At 72.9% G+C, this 17701-nt stretch carries 16 protein-coding genes; 15 read left to right on the top strand and 1 reads right to left on the bottom strand.

The genetic code is table 11. The features are described 5' to 3' along the window. Window positions 1-378 precede the first annotated feature (378 nt). From AB0389_RS30165 to AB0389_RS30215, 11 genes are all read left to right on the top strand, one after another. Complete coding sequence (locus AB0389_RS30165) at window positions 379-2073, top strand: CTP synthase (RefSeq protein ID WP_366398684.1); 1695 nt, start codon at window positions 379-381, stop codon at window positions 2071-2073. Window positions 2074-2167: 94 nt separating this feature from the next. After that, a complete protein-coding gene (locus AB0389_RS30170; RefSeq protein ID WP_366398685.1) occupies window positions 2168-2794 on the top strand; it encodes an NUDIX hydrolase in 627 nt (208 codons plus the stop codon). Between the two features lie 386 nt (window positions 2795-3180). Next, window positions 3181-5481: a tetratricopeptide repeat protein gene (locus tag AB0389_RS30175; RefSeq protein WP_366398686.1), complete on the top strand. Its 2301-nt coding sequence runs from the start codon at window positions 3181-3183 to the stop codon at window positions 5479-5481. 175 nt (window positions 5482-5656) lie between these two features. Then, window positions 5657-6772, top strand: a complete 1116-nt coding sequence (ald, locus tag AB0389_RS30180; protein ID WP_366398720.1) for an alanine dehydrogenase — start codon at window positions 5657-5659, stop codon at window positions 6770-6772. A gap of 382 nt (window positions 6773-7154) precedes the next feature. Next, complete coding sequence (locus AB0389_RS30185) at window positions 7155-8276, top strand: ParA family protein (RefSeq protein WP_366398687.1); 1122 nt, start codon at window positions 7155-7157, stop codon at window positions 8274-8276. After that, entirely contained in the window at window positions 8261-8875 is a 615-nt protein-coding gene (locus tag AB0389_RS30190; RefSeq protein ID WP_366398688.1) for a hypothetical protein, read from the top strand. The genes AB0389_RS30185 and AB0389_RS30190 overlap by 16 nt, the downstream gene beginning before the upstream one ends. Window positions 8876-9020: 145 nt before the next feature. After that, window positions 9021-9911, top strand: a complete 891-nt coding sequence (locus tag AB0389_RS30195; RefSeq protein ID WP_366398721.1) for a segregation/condensation protein A — start codon at window positions 9021-9023, stop codon at window positions 9909-9911. Window positions 9912-9942: 31 nt separating this feature from the next. After that, entirely contained in the window at window positions 9943-10587 is a 645-nt protein-coding gene (gene scpB, locus AB0389_RS30200; protein ID WP_366398722.1) for an SMC-Scp complex subunit ScpB, read from the top strand. After that, the gene (locus tag AB0389_RS30205) at window positions 10587-11963 is read left to right on the top strand and encodes a pseudouridine synthase (protein ID WP_366398689.1); all 1377 of its coding nucleotides are present in this window, start codon (window positions 10587-10589) and stop codon (window positions 11961-11963) included. The genes scpB and AB0389_RS30205 overlap by 1 nt, the downstream gene beginning before the upstream one ends. 114 nt (window positions 11964-12077) lie before the next feature. Continuing rightward, window positions 12078-12842 (top strand): NUDIX domain-containing protein, encoded by a 765-nt coding sequence (locus AB0389_RS30210; protein ID WP_366398690.1) that lies wholly within the window; start codon window positions 12078-12080, stop codon window positions 12840-12842. Further along, entirely contained in the window at window positions 12839-13861 is a 1023-nt protein-coding gene (locus AB0389_RS30215; RefSeq protein ID WP_366398691.1) for an ADP-ribosylglycohydrolase family protein, read from the top strand. The genes AB0389_RS30210 and AB0389_RS30215 overlap by 4 nt, the downstream gene beginning before the upstream one ends. Here AB0389_RS30215 and AB0389_RS30220 read toward each other — a convergent pair. Then, complete coding sequence (locus AB0389_RS30220; protein ID WP_366398692.1) at window positions 13835-14572, bottom strand: nucleotidyltransferase domain-containing protein; 738 nt, start codon at window positions 14570-14572, stop codon at window positions 13835-13837. The genes AB0389_RS30215 and AB0389_RS30220 overlap by 27 nt on opposite strands. A gap of 98 nt (window positions 14573-14670) precedes the next feature. Here AB0389_RS30220 and aroH point away from each other — a divergent pair, with 98 nt between their 5' ends. The 4 genes from aroH to AB0389_RS30240 all read left to right on the top strand — a co-directional run bounded on the left by aroH (window position 14671) and on the right by AB0389_RS30240 (window position 17655). After that, a complete protein-coding gene (gene aroH, locus AB0389_RS30225; protein WP_366398693.1) occupies window positions 14671-15033 on the top strand; it encodes a chorismate mutase in 363 nt (120 codons plus the stop codon). After that, window positions 15030-16115, top strand: coding sequence for a prephenate dehydrogenase (locus tag AB0389_RS30230; RefSeq protein WP_366398694.1), 1086 nt, complete (start codon window positions 15030-15032; stop codon window positions 16113-16115). The genes aroH and AB0389_RS30230 overlap by 4 nt, the downstream gene beginning before the upstream one ends. 164 nt (window positions 16116-16279) lie before the next feature. Then, window positions 16280-16993, top strand: coding sequence for a (d)CMP kinase (gene cmk, locus AB0389_RS30235; RefSeq protein ID WP_366398695.1), 714 nt, complete (start codon window positions 16280-16282; stop codon window positions 16991-16993). Window positions 16994-17064: 71 nt separating this feature from the next. Beyond that, window positions 17065-17655 carry a lysophospholipid acyltransferase family protein gene (locus AB0389_RS30240; protein ID WP_366398723.1) on the top strand — a complete coding sequence of 197 codons (591 nt, stop codon included), beginning with the start codon at window positions 17065-17067 and terminating at the stop codon, window positions 17653-17655. Window positions 17656-17701: the final 46 nt, after the last annotated feature.

A 17701-nucleotide genomic window follows, 5' to 3' on the forward strand; every position in this document is an offset into this window, starting at 1 on the left:
ACGAGCTGGTTTTCCGGGAAATCGGGCGGGGATGGTGCCGTTTGCCGGCCGCACTCGGCAGCGAATGTTTGAGCAGGATACGACGCACACAGGGCTTCCGTGGCACGCTCCCGACAAGATCGGTCGGTGAAACGGTCCGCCGGACGAGTGGGGCCCGGGATGTCGGGGGGAAAAAGCGGGACTCGGGGGAAAGCGGTTGCGGGGCGTGGCCGGATCGAGCCTCCCCGCGGCGCTGATACCCTGGTAGCCCGTGGACCGGTGGACTCCCTGGCGAAGCTGAGAGGCCCCGAAACCGCAGCGACCGGCACCAGCGCCCTTCAACGGGCCGGACAACCGGTAAGCACCTCAGACCGCGACCACGGGAGCCCCCTCTTGGCCATGCCGAACCGATCCTCGACTTCCTCGACGACCAAGCACATCTTCGTCACCGGGGGGGTCGCATCCTCCCTCGGCAAGGGCCTGACGGCCTCCAGCCTGGGCGCGCTGCTCAAGGCGCGCGGTCTGCGGGTCACCATGCAGAAGCTCGACCCGTACCTGAACGTCGATCCCGGCACCATGAACCCGTTCCAGCACGGTGAGGTGTTCGTCACCAACGACGGCGCCGAGACCGACCTGGACATCGGCCACTACGAGCGCTTCCTCGACGTGGACCTCGACGGCTCGGCCAACGTCACCACCGGCCAGGTCTACTCGCAGGTCATCGCCAAGGAGCGGCGCGGCGAGTACCTGGGCGACACGGTCCAGGTCATCCCGCACATCACCAACGAGATCAAGCACCGCATCCGGCGGATGGCGGCCGACGATGTCGACGTGGTCATCACCGAGGTCGGCGGCACGGTCGGCGACATCGAGTCGCTGCCGTTCCTGGAGACCGTCCGCCAGGTACGGCACGAGGTGGGCCGCGACAACGTCTTCGTCGTGCACATCTCGCTCCTGCCGTACATCGGCCCGTCCGGCGAGCTGAAGACCAAGCCGACCCAGCACTCGGTGGCCGCGCTGCGGAACATCGGTATTCAGCCGGACGCGATTGTGCTCCGCGCCGACCGCGATGTGCCGCTCTCCATCAAGCGCAAGATCTCGCTGATGTGCGACGTCGACGAGGACGCCGTGGTGGCCTGTGTGGACGCCAAGTCGATCTACGACATTCCCAAGGTGCTGCACACCGAGGGGCTGGACGCCTATGTCGTCCGCAAGCTGGACCTGCCGTTCCGCGATGTGGACTGGACGGTCTGGGACGACCTGCTGGACCGGGTCCACAACCCCGACCACGAGGTCACCATCGCGCTGGTCGGCAAGTACATCGACCTGCCGGACGCGTATCTCTCGGTGACCGAGGCGATCCGGGCCGGCGGCTTCGCCAACCGGGCCAGGACCACCATCAAGTGGGTCGCGTCGGACGACTGCAAGACGCCGGCGGGCGCCGCGAAGCAGCTGGGCGACGTCGACGGGATCCTGATCCCCGGCGGCTTCGGCGAGCGCGGGGTGTCCGGCAAGGTCGCCGCGATCCGCTACGCCCGTGAGAACAAGGTCCCGCTGCTGGGGATCTGCCTGGGCCTCCAGTGCATCGTCATCGAGGCGGCGCGCAGTCTCGCCGGGATCTCCGAGGCCAACTCCACCGAGTTCGACTCGGGCACCGCGCACCCGGTGATCTCCACGATGGAGGAGCAGCTCGCCTACGTCGAGGGCGCCGGTGACCTCGGCGGCACGATGCGGCTCGGGCTCTACCCGGCGAAGCTCGCCGAGGGGTCGATCGTGCGCGAGGTCTACGACGACCAGCCGTACGTGGAGGAGCGCCACCGCCACCGCTACGAGGTCAACAACTCGTACCGCGCGGAGCTGGAGAAGAAGGCGGGCCTGGTCTTCTCGGGCACGTCCCCGGACAACAAGCTGGTCGAGTACGTCGAGTACGCGCGCGACACGCACCCGTATCTCGTCGCGACCCAGGCCCACCCGGAGCTGCGGTCCCGGCCCACCCGTCCGCATCCGCTCTTCGCGGGGCTGGTGAAGGCCGCCGTCGAGCGCCGGGAGAGCGTGCGGCGGGCGCCGTCCGCGCAGGTGGCCGACCCGGCATAGGGCGAGGCGCAGGCGATACGGTGGGAGCCGGGGTGCGGGTCGGGAGACCAACACCCCGGTTTCCGCTTGTGCGCCACTGTGGGAGGACGCTTTCATGACCATCAAGGACGCCCCCGAGGAGTGGCGCGTGGTCGCGACCACGACGCCCTTCCGCGGGAACAAGACCAGTGTCCGCTCGGATGTCGTGGTCATGCCCGACGGTACGTCCGTCACGCGGGACTACCAGGTCCACCCCGGCTCGGTGGCGATACTCGCCCTCGACGACGCGGGCCGGGTCCTCGTCCTGCGCCAGTACCGTCACCCCGTACGGCAGAAGCTCTGGGAGATCCCGGCCGGGCTGCTCGACGTCCCGGGCGAGAACCCGCTGCACGCCGCGCAGCGCGAGCTGTACGAGGAGGCGCACGTCAAGGCCGAGGACTGGCGGGTGCTCACCGACGTGTACACGACGGCGGGCGGCTGTGACGAGGCGGTACGGATCTTCCTGGCCCGTGAGCTGTCGGAGGCCGACGGCGAGCGCTTCGAGGTCTCCGAGGAGGAGGCGGACATGGAGCTGGCCCGGGTCGAGCTGCCGGAGCTGGTCAGGGGCGTGCTCGCGGGGGAGCTGCACAACAACTGCCTCGCGGTGGGGGTGCTCGCGCTCACCGCGGCGCTGGCGGGCGACGGCGTCGACGCGCTGCGGCCGGCCGACGCGCCCTGGCCGGCGCGTCCGTTCGCCTCCTGAGCCCGGCCCGTCGCTCCGGCACGCCCGGGGTTGGCACTGATCAATCCTTTGATCGGAAGAAATGCTGATCCGATTGGGGGATCTACCGGCCACGCTCTCCCCGTTCCGTCGCAGAGAGTGAACTACGCTCGGAACGCCCGGGTGGAGACCCACCGGGCTCGGCTCGTGCGCAGGCGGACGGAGCGTGGCCCGTGACGGATCAGGCGGTGGATGTGAGCGGCTCCGGCCGCGCGCGGGCGGCGGGGAAGCGCGCCGCTCCTGAATCCGATTCAACCGCCGTGGAAACGGCGGGCATTGACGCGCCGTCCAATAAGCGTCGGCGCCGTCCGGCCGCGGCGGCACGGAAGCCGCCGACGGGGAGTTCCCCGACGAAAGGGACGGCCCGGGTGAACGTCCGGGAAGAGGCCGGGCCCGCCGCGGACGGCGGGCCCGCGAGCGATCCGGTACAGGAGGCGGCGCCCGCCCCCGCGCCCGGCGAGGTGACACAGGGTGGCGGCGCGCCGGTGGCCGAGACCCCCGAACCGGCGCCGGAGGCCACGGCGGTCGTGGAGGCGGCGGCCGTCGCCACCGTGGTTGTTGTCGCTGAGGAGCCCGCCGCCCCCGCCGCTCCTGCGCCAGCCCCCGCCCCTGTCGCCCCCGCCCCTGTCGTCGCCGCCGGATCCGCCGGGCCCGAGGTGCGGTTCTTCGGGCGGCACCGCGAGCTGAAGGCCCTGCACGACGACATCGAGCACGCCGGGCTCAACACCATCTCCGGCCGCAAGGAACCCCGCGCCCGGGTCCTGCTGATCGCCGGACGGCCGGGTTCCGGGCGTACCGCGCTCGCCGGGCAGCTGGCCCGGGGCCTCGCCGACCGCTACCCGGACGGGGTCGTACGGACGCGGCTGACCGAGTCCGACGGCGACCCCGTGCCCACCGAGCGGACCGCCCGCGAGATCCTCGGCGTCTTCGGCATCGCCACCCCGCCGGGCGCGGGGGAGGACGAACTGTCCGCGATGGTGCGCGAGGCGCTCGGTGTCCGGCGGGTCCTGCTGCTCCTCGACGACGCGGCCGACGCCGGCCAGGTCGACCCGCTGGTCCCGGACAACCCGGACTGCCTGGTGGTCGCCGTCGCGCAGGGGCCGCTCACCGGGATCCCCGATGTGCGCCCCTGCACCCTCGGCGGCATGGACCCCAAGGCCGCCATCGAACTCCTCGCGTGCTTCGCCGGATCCGTCCGTATCACCGTCGATCCGCAGGCCGCCGAGTCCCTCGCCGAGGAGTGCGGCGGCCAGCCCGCCGCGCTGTCCCTCGCGGGCGGCTGGCTCGCCGCCCGGCCAACGGCCTCGGTCGCCGACGCCGCCAAGCGGCTGCGCGCGCTGCCGCCGGACACCGAGCTGCCCGTCGGCGGCCGGCCGCTGGCCCGCGCCTTCCGGCTGGTGTACGAGAGCCTGCCGGCGCCCGCCGCCCGGATACTGCGCCTGCTCGCCCTCGCCCCGGCCGGGCTCGCCGACGCGCACACCGCCTCCGCGCTGGCCGGCTGCTCGGTGTCCGCCGCCCGCGCCACCCTGGACGACTTCACCACGCGCGGGCTGCTGCACCGCGCGGACTTCCGGGTGGTGGCCGCCGTCTGGGACCGGCGGGACGCGGACTCCCGGGCGGCCGAGGCCCAGTACGTGGTGCCCGGCTGCCTCGTTCCGCTGCTGCGGACCGTCATGACGGCGGAGGACAGGCCCGCCGAGGTCCAGCTCGCCCGCGCCCGGATGCTGGAGCGGACCGTACGGCTGCTCCAGTCGTGCCGCGCGGTCACCGAGCCCGAGGGGTCCCCGGCCCGGCGCCGGCTGGCCGGGCTGCCGCGCGCGCTGCGTTTTCCGGGGGCCGCCGCGGCGCACGCCTGGCTGACCTCCCGGCAGCCCGCCCTGCTGGCCTCCGCCCGGCTCGCGGTCGCCGACGGCGAACTGGACACACTGGCACGCAGGCTGGTCGCCGCGCTGGTCAGGGCGCTCGCCGCGCACCGGGGGACCGAGGCGGCGGCGCCCGAGCTGTACGGGCTGCACCAGCTCGTCCTCGACATCGCCGAGCGCCACGCTCTGTACCGCGAGCAGGCCGCCGCGCTGCTGAACATCGGTGACCTGGACGCGCGGACCGGCCGGACGCACGACGCGCTCGCCCGCTACCGCGCCGCGCTGGACGCCGGAAGGACCGCCGGCGACCTCTACGCGACCGGCCGCGCGATGGAATCCGTAGGCGGCGCGCACCAGGATCTCGGCGACTGGCAGCGGGCCGCCGACTGGTACGGGCGGGCGCTCTCCCAGCGGCTGAGCAGGGGCGAGCGAGCCGACGAGGCCCGGCTGTACGGCCGCCTCGGCACCGTCCACACCTACGCCGGCCGCTACGGCGAGGCGCTGCGCAACTGGCGGGCCGCCGCCGCCGTGCACCGCCGGCTCCAGGACCTCGAAGGCCAGGCACGGGCGCTGAGCGAGGCCGCCAGGGTGCAGGAGTACGCGGGCCGGCCGCACGAGTCGCTGCGCACCTGCCAGGAGGCGGTCGAGTGGGCGCGGCAGGCCGGGGACGTACGGCTCCAGGCCGCGCTCCAGCTCCGGCTGGCGGACACCCTCGACCGGCTCGGCGACCCCACCGCGGCCGGGCTGCACCGGGCCGCGGCCGATCGACTGCTGGAAACGGAGGGAAAACACCTACGAAATCCGTAGCACTTCGGTCGAAGATTGATGCTTTGCAAGGCTAGACAGCGGGAAGTCCTTCATTAGACTGGCTTTGCCGCATTCTTCCGCGGTGTCTTCCCGTGTGTCGTGCGTGCCGCGTTCGCCCGGGTCTGTATGGGCTTGCCCCCGGGTCGTGCCCACTGAGTCAAGGACCGTGATCGCCGTGCTGGTCGGTATCCCCCGTGAGGTCAAGAACAACGAGTTCCGGGTGGCCATCACACCCGCCGGCGTGCACGAGCTGGTGCGTCAGGGCCATCAGGTCGTCATCGAGCGGGGAGCCGGCACCGGCTCCTCCCTCACGGACGACGAGTACACCGCCGCCGGCGCGCGGATCCTGGCCACCGCCGACGAGGTCTGGGCCGCCGCCGATCTGCTGCTCAAGGTCAAGGAGCCGGTCGCCGAGGAGTACCACCGGCTGCGCAAGGACCAGACGCTCTTCACCTATCTGCACCTCGCCGCCTCCCGCGCCTGCACGGACGCCCTGCTGGCCTCCGGCACCACCGCCATCGCGTACGAGACCGTCGAGACCGCGAGCCGCGCGCTTCCGCTGCTGGCCCCGATGTCCGAGGTCGCCGGGCGGCTGGCGCCCCAGGTCGGCGCGTACCACCTGATGCGTTCGGCCGGCGGGCGCGGTGTCCTGCCCGGCGGCGTCCCCGGTACGGCGCCGGGCCGCGCCGTGGTCATCGGCGCCGGGGTGTCGGGCTGGAATGCCGCCCAGATCGCCGTCGGCATGGGGTTCCATGTGACCCTGCTCGACCGGGACATCAGCAAGCTGCGCGAGGCGGACCGGGTCTTCGGTACGCGCGTACGGACGATCGTCTCCAACGCGTTCGAACTGGAGAAGGCGGTCGTCGAGGCGGACCTCGTCATAGGGGCCGTGCTGATCCCCGGAGCGAAGGCGCCGAAGCTCGTCACCAACGAGCTGGTGGCCCGGATGAAGCCCGGAAGTGTACTTGTCGACATTGCGATTGATCAGGGTGGCTGCTTCGAGGACTCGCGCCCCACGACGCACGCCGAACCGACCTTCCGCGTCCACGAGTCGGTCTTCTACTGCGTGGCCAACATGCCGGGTGCCGTACCGCACACCTCCACCTACGCGCTGACCAACGCCACGCTGCCGTACATCCTGGAGCTGGCGAACCACGGCTGGACGGAGGCGCTGCGCCGGGATCCGGCCCTGGCCAAGGGGCTCAACACCCATGATGGCCAGGTGGTTTACCGTGAGATCGCCGACGCCCATGGGCTGGATCACGCCGAATTGAGCACACTTCTGGGCTGAGGCGTCAACGCGCACCGTCAACATCGCGCCAACGGCCGGATCTTGCACGCGGAGATCCGGCCGATGCCATGCCGGCAGGGGGCGAACTCCCGGTCAACACGCCTCGAACGTAACGTTTTCAACCGTTTGGTGGGGACGGAAAACATGCGGGCCGTGCCTTGGTGAGAGGCGTGTGCGCTCTTGACAGGGGGGTGTTTCATTACCGACACATCGGGCCGGGTCCGGCGGATTGTGTTGCTGCGAAGCGGTGACACGCCATAGAGTCGCCAACCGTCGGCATGGTGCCACGCTGACCTATCGATAAAGTTTCCTGGTCCCGTCCAAGGAGGTAAGACGACTTGTGAATGAGTCGACATTTACTCCCGGGGGTGGTCAACCGGGGATGCCGGTGAGGGGCCAGAACCCGTCGTCCGGGTTCGAGGCTGTCGGCTCCGTAGCGGTCCGCACCTTCGCCACCCACCAGCACATGACGACAGCCCACCAGATGATGGACGGCCCACACGTGAACGCCATGGCCGGCAACGAGAGCGGGCGAGAGTCCAGCCCATTCGCCGACTACAGCGAAGTGCCCGAGGGGCACTTCTACGACCCCGACGCCGAGTACGAGCCCGACCCCGAGTACGCGGCCACCCTCGCCCCCGACGCCGCACGCCAGCGCCGCGAGCGGATCGGCCCCACCGGGCGTCCCCTGCCGTACTTCCCGATCCCGGGCCCGCTCACCGACCACGGACCCGCGAAGATCATCGCGATGTGCAACCAGAAGGGCGGCGTCGGCAAGACCACGTCGACCATTAACCTGGGTGCCGCGCTCGCGGAGTACGGCCGGCGCGTGCTGCTCGTCGACTTCGACCCGCAGGGCGCCCTGTCCGTCGGTCTCGGTGTGAACCCGATGGAGCTGGACCTCACCGTCTACAACCTGCTCATGGAGCGGGGCATGGCGGCCGACGAGGTCCTCCTGAAGACCGCCGTGCCCAACATGGACCTGCTGCCGAGCAACATCGACCTCTCGGCCGCCGAGGTGCAGCTCGTCAGCGAGGTCGCGCGGGAGTCCACGCTCCAGCGCGCCCTGAAGCCGCTGCTCCCCGACTACGACTACATCGTGATCGACTGTCAGCCCTCGCTCGGTCTGCTGACCGTGAACGCGCTGACCGCCGCGCACAAGGTGATCGTGCCGCTGGAGTGCGAGTTCTTCGCGCTGCGCGGGGTGGCCCTGCTCACCGAGACCATCGAGAAGGTCCAGGAGCGGCTCAACCCGGAGCTGGAGCTCGACGGCATCCTCGCCACCATGTACGACTCCCGTACGGTGCACAGCCGCGAGGTTCTCGCGCGCGTGGTCGAGGCGTTCGACGACCACGTCTACCACACGGTGATCGGCCGGACCGTGCGCTTCCCGGAGACCACCGTCGCCGGTGAGCCCATCACCACGTACGCCTCGAACTCCGTCGGCGCCGCCGCCTACCGCCAGCTCGCCAGGGAGGTGCTCGCCCGGTGTCACGCCGAGTGAGTCTGCCCGGCGCCGACGAACTGTTCCGTACGACCGGTGGCATGGCGCTGACGCCCGCCTCGCCCGCGGGGGCCCGGCGGGCCGCGGCAGGCGAGCCGCGGGTGCCGGGACCGGCCGGGGAGAGCGACCCGGCCGACGAGCCCCAGCAGGGCGGCGCCGGCCGGGGCGGCCCGGCGGAGCAGCACTCCGCCACGGAGCCGCACTCGGGGGAGTCCTCGCGCAGCCGTACGGCCGACGCCGAGCAGGCCGCCGCCGCGGTGAAGGGGCGCAGGCCGCCGGAGTCCGGCGGGCCGGGAGCCGGGGGCCAGAACCAGCCCGGGGGCGGCCAGCGGGAGCAGCAGGGCGGCCAGCAGCGCCGCCGGGGGCGCGGGGCGAACCGCCGTCCCAGCGGGCGCGAACGGCACGACGAGAAGATCACGGTCTATGTCTCGGCCGAGGAGCTGATGGACCTCGAACACGCGCGGCTGGTGCTGCGCGGTGAGCACGGTCTCGCGGTGGACCGCGGGCGTATCGTCCGCGAGGCCGTCGCCGTCGTCCTCGCCGACCTCGAATCGCGCGGCGACGCGAGCATTCTCGTACGGCGCCTGCGCGGGCGCTGACGGTAGCCTGGCGCGGGCGGGCCGTCGTACCGGCCGCCCGCGGCCCCGCCGTCCGTCGCGCGGCCCCGTTCCCGCCCGTCCTCAGGACCGTCGAACCGTGCCGACCCCACCGCCCGCCGCCGCCCGGCCGCCCCGCCGCCGGGAGCTGGGGCGCGGGACGGCGGGGGCGGGGGCGGCGGAGACAGCCGGCGGGCCGGATCCCGACGACGGCCGTTTCACCGTCCGGCTCGCGAACTTCGAAGGCCCCTTCGATCTTCTGCTCCAGCTCATCTCGAAGCACAAGATGGATGTGACCGAGGTCGCGCTCTCCACGGTCACCGACGAGTTCATGGCGCATCTGCGCGCCATGGGCCCCGACTGGGACCTCGACAGGACCACCGAGTTCCTGGTCGTCGCGGCGACCCTGCTGGACCTCAAGGCGGCCCGGCTGCTGCCCGCCGCCCGCGTCGAGGACGAGGCGGACCTCGCCCTCCTCGAAGCGCGCGACCTGCTCTTCGCGCGGCTGCTCCAGTACCGCGCGTACAAGCGCGTCGCGGAGATCTTCGGCGCGCGCCTGGAGACCGAGGCCCGGCGTCACCCCCGTACGGTCGGGCTCGAACCGCACCACGCCGAGCTGCTCCCCGAGGTCGTGATCCGGATCGGCGGCGAGGGGCTGGCCCGGCTCGCGGCGCTGGCGGCCCGGGCGAAACCGGAGCCGCAGGTGTACGTGGACCACATCCACGCGCCCCTGGTCTCCGTACGGGAACAGGCGGCGTTCGTCGTGGCCCGGCTGCGGGAGAGCGGCGGGGCCAGCTTCCAGGCGCTCACCGAGGACGCCCCCGACACCCTCACCGTCGTGGCCCGCTTCCTCGCGCTGCTGGAGCTGTACCGGGAGCGGGCCGTCGCGCTGGACCAGGAGGAGGCCCTCGGCCCGCTGATGGTCCGCTGGACGGGCGGGGACGCGGACGCAGTGCCGGTCGTGGCCGACGAGTTCGACAGAGCCGACAGAGACGACAGAGCCGACAGGGACGAACGGGGTGAGGGCGTTGAGCGGTGAGCGACGCGTGACGGACGTGGGTGAGCGACGCGTGACGGACGGGGACGCCGCCGGTACGGACGAGCGGCCGGCGCTCAAGCCCGCCCTCGAAGCCGTTCTCATGGTCGTCGACGAGCCCGCCACCGAGGAACACCTCGCCCGGGTCCTCGGCCACCCCCGCGGGGCCGTCGCCGACGCGCTGCGCGAACTGGCCGACGAGTACACCGTCCAGCGCCGCGGATTCGAGCTGCGGGCGGTCGCCGGCGGCTGGCGCTTCTACAGCCGCGCCGCGTACGCCGACGCGGTCGAGAGCTTCGTTCTCGACGGGCAGCAGGCCCGGCTGACACAGGCCGCCCTGGAGACCCTCGCGGTCGTCGCGTACCGCCAGCCGGTGAGCCGGTCGCGGGTCTCGGCCGTGCGCGGAGTGAACTGTGACGGGGTCATGCGGACCCTCCTTCAGCGCGGGCTGGTCGGGGAAGCGGGAACGGAACCCGAAACAGGTGCGATCCTGTACAGGACGACGAACTACTTTTTGGAGCGGATGGGCCTGCGGGGCCTGGACGAGCTGCCACAGCTCGCTCCCTTCCTCCCCGAGGCGGACGCGGTCGAGGCCGAGAGCCAGGAAGGCGTTCCGTCGTTCGATCCGGACGCACCGTACGCGCCGGAAACCCACGCAGACGACAAGACGGAACTTTGATGCGAAGCAACGACAGGAACAGCGGCAGCGGCAACCGGAGCGGCGGCGGAAGCGGGGGCGGCGGCGGCCGGGACGGCCGGGGTGCCGGAGCCGGCGGCCGCGGCGCGGCCGGGGGCGGCCGGGGCGCCACGGGCGGTGGCCGCGGTGGATCCGGCGGCGGCCGGGGCGCGGCGGGCGGCCGGGGCGCCGGAGCCGGAGCCGGCGGGCGTGGTGACGGCGGGCGTGGTGCCGGAGCCGGTGGCCGCGGCGCGGGTACCGGCGGCCGGGGCGCGGGCGACGGCCGGGGTGCTCCCGGCGGCCGGAGCGCGGCGGCCGGTGCCGGGCGCGACGGCGAGCCGAAGCGTCCGTCCCGTCCGCGTCCTGAGGAGCGTCGTTACGACGTCGGCCGCTCGGAAGGCCCCACCGGGGGCTCCACCGCGTCCGGTGCGCCCGGCGGCAACCGCGTCGGCGGCGGCGCGCGCGGCGCGGCGGCCCGCGGTGGTGCCAAGGGCGGCCCGAAGCCCTCGCAGAGCGGCGGCGGCCCCCGTGGCGGCCCGCGTCGCGGCGCCTCGGCACGCCCGCGCGAGCTGGACGCCAAGATCGAGCAGCGCAACCGCGACCGCTACTCCGAGCGGCCCTCGGTCAAGACCCCCCGGACGAACCCGGGCGCCGAGCAGGAGGGCGAGCGCCTGCAGAAGATCCTCGCCCGCGCCGGCATGGGCTCGCGGCGGGCCTGCGAGGAGCTGATCGAGCAGTCGCGCGTCGAGGTCAACGGCGAGATCGTCCTCGAACAGGGCATGCGGGTCGACCCGGACCGGGACGAGATCAAGGTCGACGGACTGACCGTCGCCACCCAGTCGCATCTCTTCTTCGCGCTGAACAAGCCGGCCGGTGTCGTCTCCACGATGGGGGACCCCGACGGCCGGCAGAACCTCGGCGACTACGTCACCAACCGCGAGACCCGGCTCTTCCACGTCGGCCGCCTCGACACGGAGACCGAGGGCATCATCCTGCTCACCAACCACGGCGAGCTGGCCCACCGGCTGACCCACCCCAAGTACGGCGTGAAGAAGATCTACCTCGCCGCCATCCAGGGGCCCCTCCCGCGCGACCTGGGCAAGCGCCTCAAGGACGGCATCCAGCTGGAGGACGGCTACGCCAAGGCCGACCACTTCCGCGTCGTGGAGAACACCGGCAAGAACTACCTCGTCGAGGTCACCCTGCACGAGGGCCGCAAGCACATCGTCCGCCGCATGCTGGCCGAGGCGGGCTTCCCCGTCGACCGGCTGGTGCGTACGTCGTTCGGCCCGATCCCGCTGGGCGACCAGAAGTCCGGCTGGCTGCGCCGCCTCACCAACACGGAGGTCGGCATGCTGATGAAGGAAGTCGGCCTGTAAGCCACGCCTTTCCGTACCGAGAAGAAGCCCGCGGCCCGGTGGCCGCGGGCTTCTCCCTTGTCCGGCGGGCCCGTTCATGTTTATAGTCAGTATGACTATTAAGGGGTGGAACGGGTGAGCGTCACCGACGCCGGGCGGGGGCCGCGGGTCCCCACGGGGTACGATCCCGCCGCCTTCGAGCCGTTCGCGGTCACCGTCGACCTCGCGGTCTTCACCGTCCGCGAGAGCCGGCTGCACGTCCTGCTCGTCGAGCGCGGCGAGGATCCGTACCGGGGCGACTGGGCGCTGCCCGGTGGCTTCGTACGGCCCGAGGAGTCCGCCGGGCAGGCCGCCAGGCGCGAACTCGCCGAGGAGACCGGGCTGTCGGAGGCGACGGCGGGCGCGCTCCACCTGGAGCAGCTGCGCACCTACAGCGATCCGGACCGCGACCCCCGGATGCGGGTCGTGTCGGTCGCGTACGCCGCGCTCGTACCGGATCTGCCGGAGCCGCGCGGCGGCGGGGACGCGGCGGCGGCGCGGTGGACGGAGTACGCCGGCCGCGGGCCGCTCGCCTTCGACCACGGCCGGATCCTCGCCGACGCGTGCGACCGGATCGGCGCGCGGCTGGAGTACACCTGTCTCGCCACCGCCTTCTGCCCGCCCGCGTTCACCCTCGGCGAGCTGCGGCAGGTGTACGAGACGGTCTGGGGCGTGCCGCTCGACCGCCCCAACTTCCGGCGCAAGGTCCTCACGACGCCCGGCTTTGTCCAGGCGCTGGAAGGGCCCCCGCGCCGCACCGGCGGACGCGGGAAACCGGCCGCGCTGTACCGCGCCGGGCCCGCCACCCATCTGCATCCACCTCTTCTGCGACCGGAACGACCGGAAGGACGGACCGCATGATCATCGCGAGGACCCTCACCAAACAGGCCGCCGCGGGCGCGCTGACCGGGCTCGCGCTCGGCGACGCCCTCGGCTTCCCGACCGAGTTCAACGACGTGCCCTCGATTCTCGCGAAGTGCGGGCCGTGGCGCGAGATGGCCCTGCCGGACCCGGCGTTCGTCACGGACGACACCCAGATGACGCTGGCGTTCGCGCGGGGCATCAGGACGGCGATGGACCGGGGCGTACTCGGTCCGCTGCGGCTGGAGCAGCCGGTACGCGACGAGTTCGTCGCCTGGTACCACTCGCCGGAGAACAACCGCGCCCCCGGCAACACCTGTCTCACGGCGTGCCGGCTGCTCGACAGCGACCGGCCCTGGCAGCAGGCCAGCCAGATGGGCTCCAAGGGCTGCGGCGCCAATATGCGGGTCGCGCCGATCGGTCTCGTACCCGGCCTGAGCGACGAACAGCGGGCCGGCGCCGCGCAGTTCCAGGCGGCGCTGACGCACGGCCACCCGACCGCGCTGGCCGCCTCCGACCTCACGGCGCGCGCGGTCTACCTGCTCGCGAACGGCGGCGAACCGCCCCTGCTGGTCGGCCAGTTGCGCAGCTACGCGTACGAACACCGAGAGCACTACCGTCGGCGCTGGCTCGGCGACCTGTGGACCCGCTCGCACGACGCGACACCCGAGGCGTTCATCTCGCGCGGCTGGGACGAGTGCATCGCGATCCTCGACCGCCTCCAGGAGGCCCTGCGCACCCCCTCGCCGGAGACCGACCCCTGTCTGGTGACGGGCGACGGCTGGATCGCCGAGGAGGCGTTCGCCACCGGCCTGCTCTGCTTCCTGCTCTTCCCCACCGACCCCCTCACCGCGCTGCGCCGCGCGGCCTGCACCCGCGGCGACTCCGACTCCCTCGCCTGCCTCACCGGCGCCTTCGCCGGCGCCCATCTGGGCACGAACGCCTGGCCCCGGGAGTGGACCGACCGCATCGAATACCGCAGTGACCTGCTGTCACTCGGCGCCCTCTGGGACTCCTGACCCGCAGGACGCGCGGCGGGCGCGGATCAGGAAGTCCTCCACGCGGGCACGGTCGGGGGCCGGCGGGAGAGCGGAGCGTCCGGCCGCCGCGTCGGCCTGGTCCGTGAGGGCGGTGAGGCGGCGTTCGAACTCGGGCCAGGGGACCTCGCCGCGCTTCACCGCGAGGAGCGGCTCGCGCTCCGTACCGACGTCGATGACCAGCTCGCCGGTACGGAGCAGATCGCGGCAGGAGGCGAGCAGGCGCAGCAGGTGCATCGCGTGCTTCCAGCGCGGTGCGCCGTACTGGCGGACGTCCGCCGCCAGCTTCCGGTGCTGGCTCTGCGCGTACCCCAGGAAGGTCCGGTGGACCTCGCGGGAGAGGAACGCGTCGCGCAGGGCGAGGAGTTCGCGGCCGGTGTCGTCGAGGTGCTCGACGAGCGGGGAGTGCAGGCACTCCAGGACGTTCGGATTGGCGCGCAGGGCGAGCGCGCAGAAGCGCTCCAGCTCCCAGGAGAACTGCTCCTCGGCCGGGCCCTCCACATGGGTCGGCGGCTTCTCGAAGCGCCAGAACAGCGGGGCCGGCGCGAGAAAGACTCCCCGCCGGTCGGTGTCGCTGTCCGCCGTCGCGAGACCGAAGGCGCGCGAGCCCATCACGCACGCGTAGACGGTGTGGTCGCGGACCAGTTCGTCGGGTGTCAGGGGCTCGGGTGTCATGTGCGCGCCGGATGTCATGCGCGCGAGCGTACGGTCCCGGGAGCGTACGTCGCCGCGCGGGCCGCCCCGGCGGCTGACTACCCTGGTCGGAGCAGTCGATCACCGAGGAGAACGTCGTGGCGGTACGAGCGGTCCGTGGGGCAGTCCAGCTGGAGCGGGACGAGGCCACGCACATGGACGAGCAGGTCAAGGCGCTTCTCGCCGCGATCCTGGAGCGCAACGGGCTCACCGCCGACGACCTCATCAGCATCTGGTTCACCGCCACCCCCGATCTGCACAGCGACTTCCCCGCCGCCGCGGCCCGGGGGCTCGGCATCGTCGACGTACCGCTGATCTGTGCCCAGGAGCTGGACATCACCGGCGCCCTGCCGCGCGTTGTGCGCATACTCGCCCACATCGAGTCCGACCGCCCCAAGTCCGCGATCGCGCATGTCTACCTCGGCGCGGCGGCGGCCCTCCGCAAGGACATCGCCCAGTGAGAACCGCCCTCGTCATCGGTACGGGCCTGATCGGCACCTCCGTCGCGCTGGCCCTGGCCGGCCGCGGGGTCACCGTCCATCTCCGCGACCACGACCCCACCCGGGCCAGGACCGCCGCCGCGCTCGGCGCGGGCACCGACGCGGAGCCCGGCGGCCCCGTCGACCTCGCCGTCGTCGCCGTACCGCCCACCCATGTCGCCGCGACGCTCGCCGCGCTGATGCGGGCCGGCGCCGCCCGCGGCTATCTCGACGTGGCGAGCGTCAAGGGCGGCCCCCGGCGCGAACTGGTGGCGCTGGGCGCCGACCTCGGCGCGTACATCGGTACGCACCCGATGGCCGGCAAGGAGCGCTCCGGGCCGCTGGCCGGGACCGCCGACCTCTTCGAGGGCAGGCCCTGGGTGCTGACCCCCACCCGGGACACCGACACCGAGGTGCTCAATCTGGCCCTGGAGCTGGTCGCTCTCTGCCGCGCCGTCCCGGTGGTCATGGACGCCGACGCGCACGACCGCGCGGTCGCCCTGGTCTCGCACACCCCCCAGCTGGTCTCCTCGATGGTCGCGGCCCGGCTGGAGGAGGCCGACGAGACGGCCGTACGGCTCTGCGGGCAGGGCATCCGCGATGTCACCCGCATCGCCGCCTCCGATCCCGCGATGTGGGTCGAGATCCTCTCCGCGAACCCGGGGCCCGTCGCCGACGTACTGGCCGGGATCGCCGCCGACCTCGCGGAGACCGTCGAGTCGCTGCGCGGGCTCCAGTCCGCCGACGACGAGAAGCGGCGGGGCGGGGCGGCCGGTATCGAGGACGTACTGCGGCGCGGCAACGCGGGCCGGGTCCGGGTGCCGGGCAAGCACGGCGCGGCTCCCGCGGCGTACGAGATCGTGGCCGTCCACGTCAGCGACCAGCCGGGCGAGCTGGCGCGGATCTTCGCGGACGCGGGCCGCGCCGGGGTCAACGTGGAGGACGTACGGATCGAGCACGCGACCGGGCAGCAGGCGGGCCTGGTCCAGGTCATGGTGGAACCGGCCGCGGCCCCCGTCCTCGCGGCGGCGCTGCGCGAGCGCGGCTGGTCGATCCGGCAGTAGGCGGGTCGTTCCGGCGGGAGCGGACGGCGGGCGCCCGGGAGGCGGCGGCGGGCGGGCGGTACGACCGGCGGCACGGGTGGCCTTGAGTACTCGGTAACCTTGTGCGGGGGCGTGTGCGCGTCCCCGCACATCCACCCCGTGAACCAGGAAGGTGTCCGCCCCCCGTGGAAAACGGAGCTACCCCCGCCCGGACCGCCCCGGCCGCCGTCGTCGTCGCCATCGACGGGCCCTCCGGTACGGGCAAGTCGAGCACCTCCAAGGCCGTGGCCGCCCAGCTCGGGCTGAGCTACCTGGACACCGGCGCGCAGTACCGCGCGATGACCTGGTGGATGATCACCAACGGGATCGACGTGACCGACGCCGCGGCCGTCGCCACCGCCGCGGCCAAGCCCGTCCTGGTCTCCGGCACCGACCCGGCCCACCCCACGATCACCGTGGACGGCGCGGACGCGTCGGGGCCGATCCGTACCCAGGAGGTCACCTCCCGGGTGAGCGCGGTCAGCGCCGTACCCGAGGTGCGGACGCTCGTCACCGAGCTCCAGCGGTCGATCGCGGCGGCGGCCGGGCGGGGCATCGTGGTCGAGGGCCGTGACATCGGCACGACCGTGCTGCCGGACGCCGACCTCAAGATCTTCCTCACCGCCTCCCCGGAGGCGCGGGCCGCGCGCCGCAGCGGCGAGCTGGCCGGCAAGGACGCCGCCGACCTCGCCGCGACCAGGGAAGCGCTGATCAAGCGGGACGCGGCCGACTCCGGCCGCAAGACGTCCCCGCTCGCCAAGGCCGCTGACGCGGTCGAGGTGGACACCACCGAGCTCACGCTCCAGCAGGTCGTCGAGTGCGTCGTGACCCTGGTCGAGGAGAAGCGGGCCGCGGGGTGAGCGGAGCCACGAAGAGCGCCGCGCCCTCGGCACGGGGCGCGGCGGTCGGGCGCGGCATCGGCATCGGGCTGATGTACGGCCTGTGGAGGCCGCGGGTGCTGGGCGCGTGGCGGGTGCCGGCGAGCGGGCCCGTCATACTGGCGGTGAACCACGCGCACAATATCGACGGTCCGATGCTGATGGGCACCGCGCCCCGGCCGGTGCACTTCCTGATCAAGAAGGAAGCGTTCATCGGGCCGCTCGATCCGTTCCTGAAGGGGATCGGGCAGCTGAAGGTGGACCGCGAGACCACCGACCGCGCCGCGGTGACGGACGCGCTCGGCGTGCTCCGTGACGGCGGGGTGCTGGGGATCTTCCCCGAGGGCAGCAGGGGCGAGGGCGACTTCGCCTCCCTGCGCGCCGGACTGGCGTACTTCGCCGTACGGTCAGGGGCGCCGATCGTGCCGGTCGCGGTCCTGGGCTCCACGGACCGCCGCGGCCGGCTGATACCGGCGCTGCCCCCGCTGCGCGGGCGCGTGGACGTCGTCTTCGGCGACGCCTTCGCGGCGGGCGACGGCGGCGGGCGCCGTACGCGTACGGCGATGGACGAGGCCACCGTGCGGATCCAGGAGCGGCTGACCGCCCACCTGGAAAACGCCAGGCGCCTGACCGGGCGCCGGTAGAGACTTGAGTAGTGGGCCGCGTGCCGCGGCGCACCGATCACGATGG

It is taken from the genome of Streptomyces sp. NPDC093109 (assembly GCF_040701725.1).
In the GTDB taxonomy this organism is placed as follows: Bacteria; Actinomycetota; Actinomycetes; order Streptomycetales; family Streptomycetaceae; genus Streptomyces.

Bases quoted from the DNA above. Each gene is read 5' to 3' on its own strand.
- AB0389_RS30170 (WP_366398685.1), top strand. From the start codon at position 2,168: ATGACCATCAAGGACGCCCCCGAGGAGTGGCGCGTGGTCGCGACCACG.
- AB0389_RS30215 (WP_366398691.1), top strand. From the start codon at position 12,839: ATGATCATCGCGAGGACCCTCACCAAACAGGCCGCCGCGGGCGCGCTG.
- AB0389_RS30165 (WP_366398684.1), top strand. From the start codon at position 379: ATGCCGAACCGATCCTCGACTTCCTCGACGACCAAGCACATCTTCGTC.
- AB0389_RS30205 (WP_366398689.1), top strand. From the start codon at position 10,587: ATGCGAAGCAACGACAGGAACAGCGGCAGCGGCAACCGGAGCGGCGGC.
- AB0389_RS30185 (WP_366398687.1), top strand. From the start codon at position 7,155: ATGCCGGTGAGGGGCCAGAACCCGTCGTCCGGGTTCGAGGCTGTCGGC.
- AB0389_RS30240 (WP_366398723.1), top strand. From the start codon at position 17,065: ATGTACGGCCTGTGGAGGCCGCGGGTGCTGGGCGCGTGGCGGGTGCCG.
- AB0389_RS30220 (WP_366398692.1), bottom strand. From the start codon at position 14,572: ATGACATCCGGCGCGCACATGACACCCGAGCCCCTGACACCCGACGAA.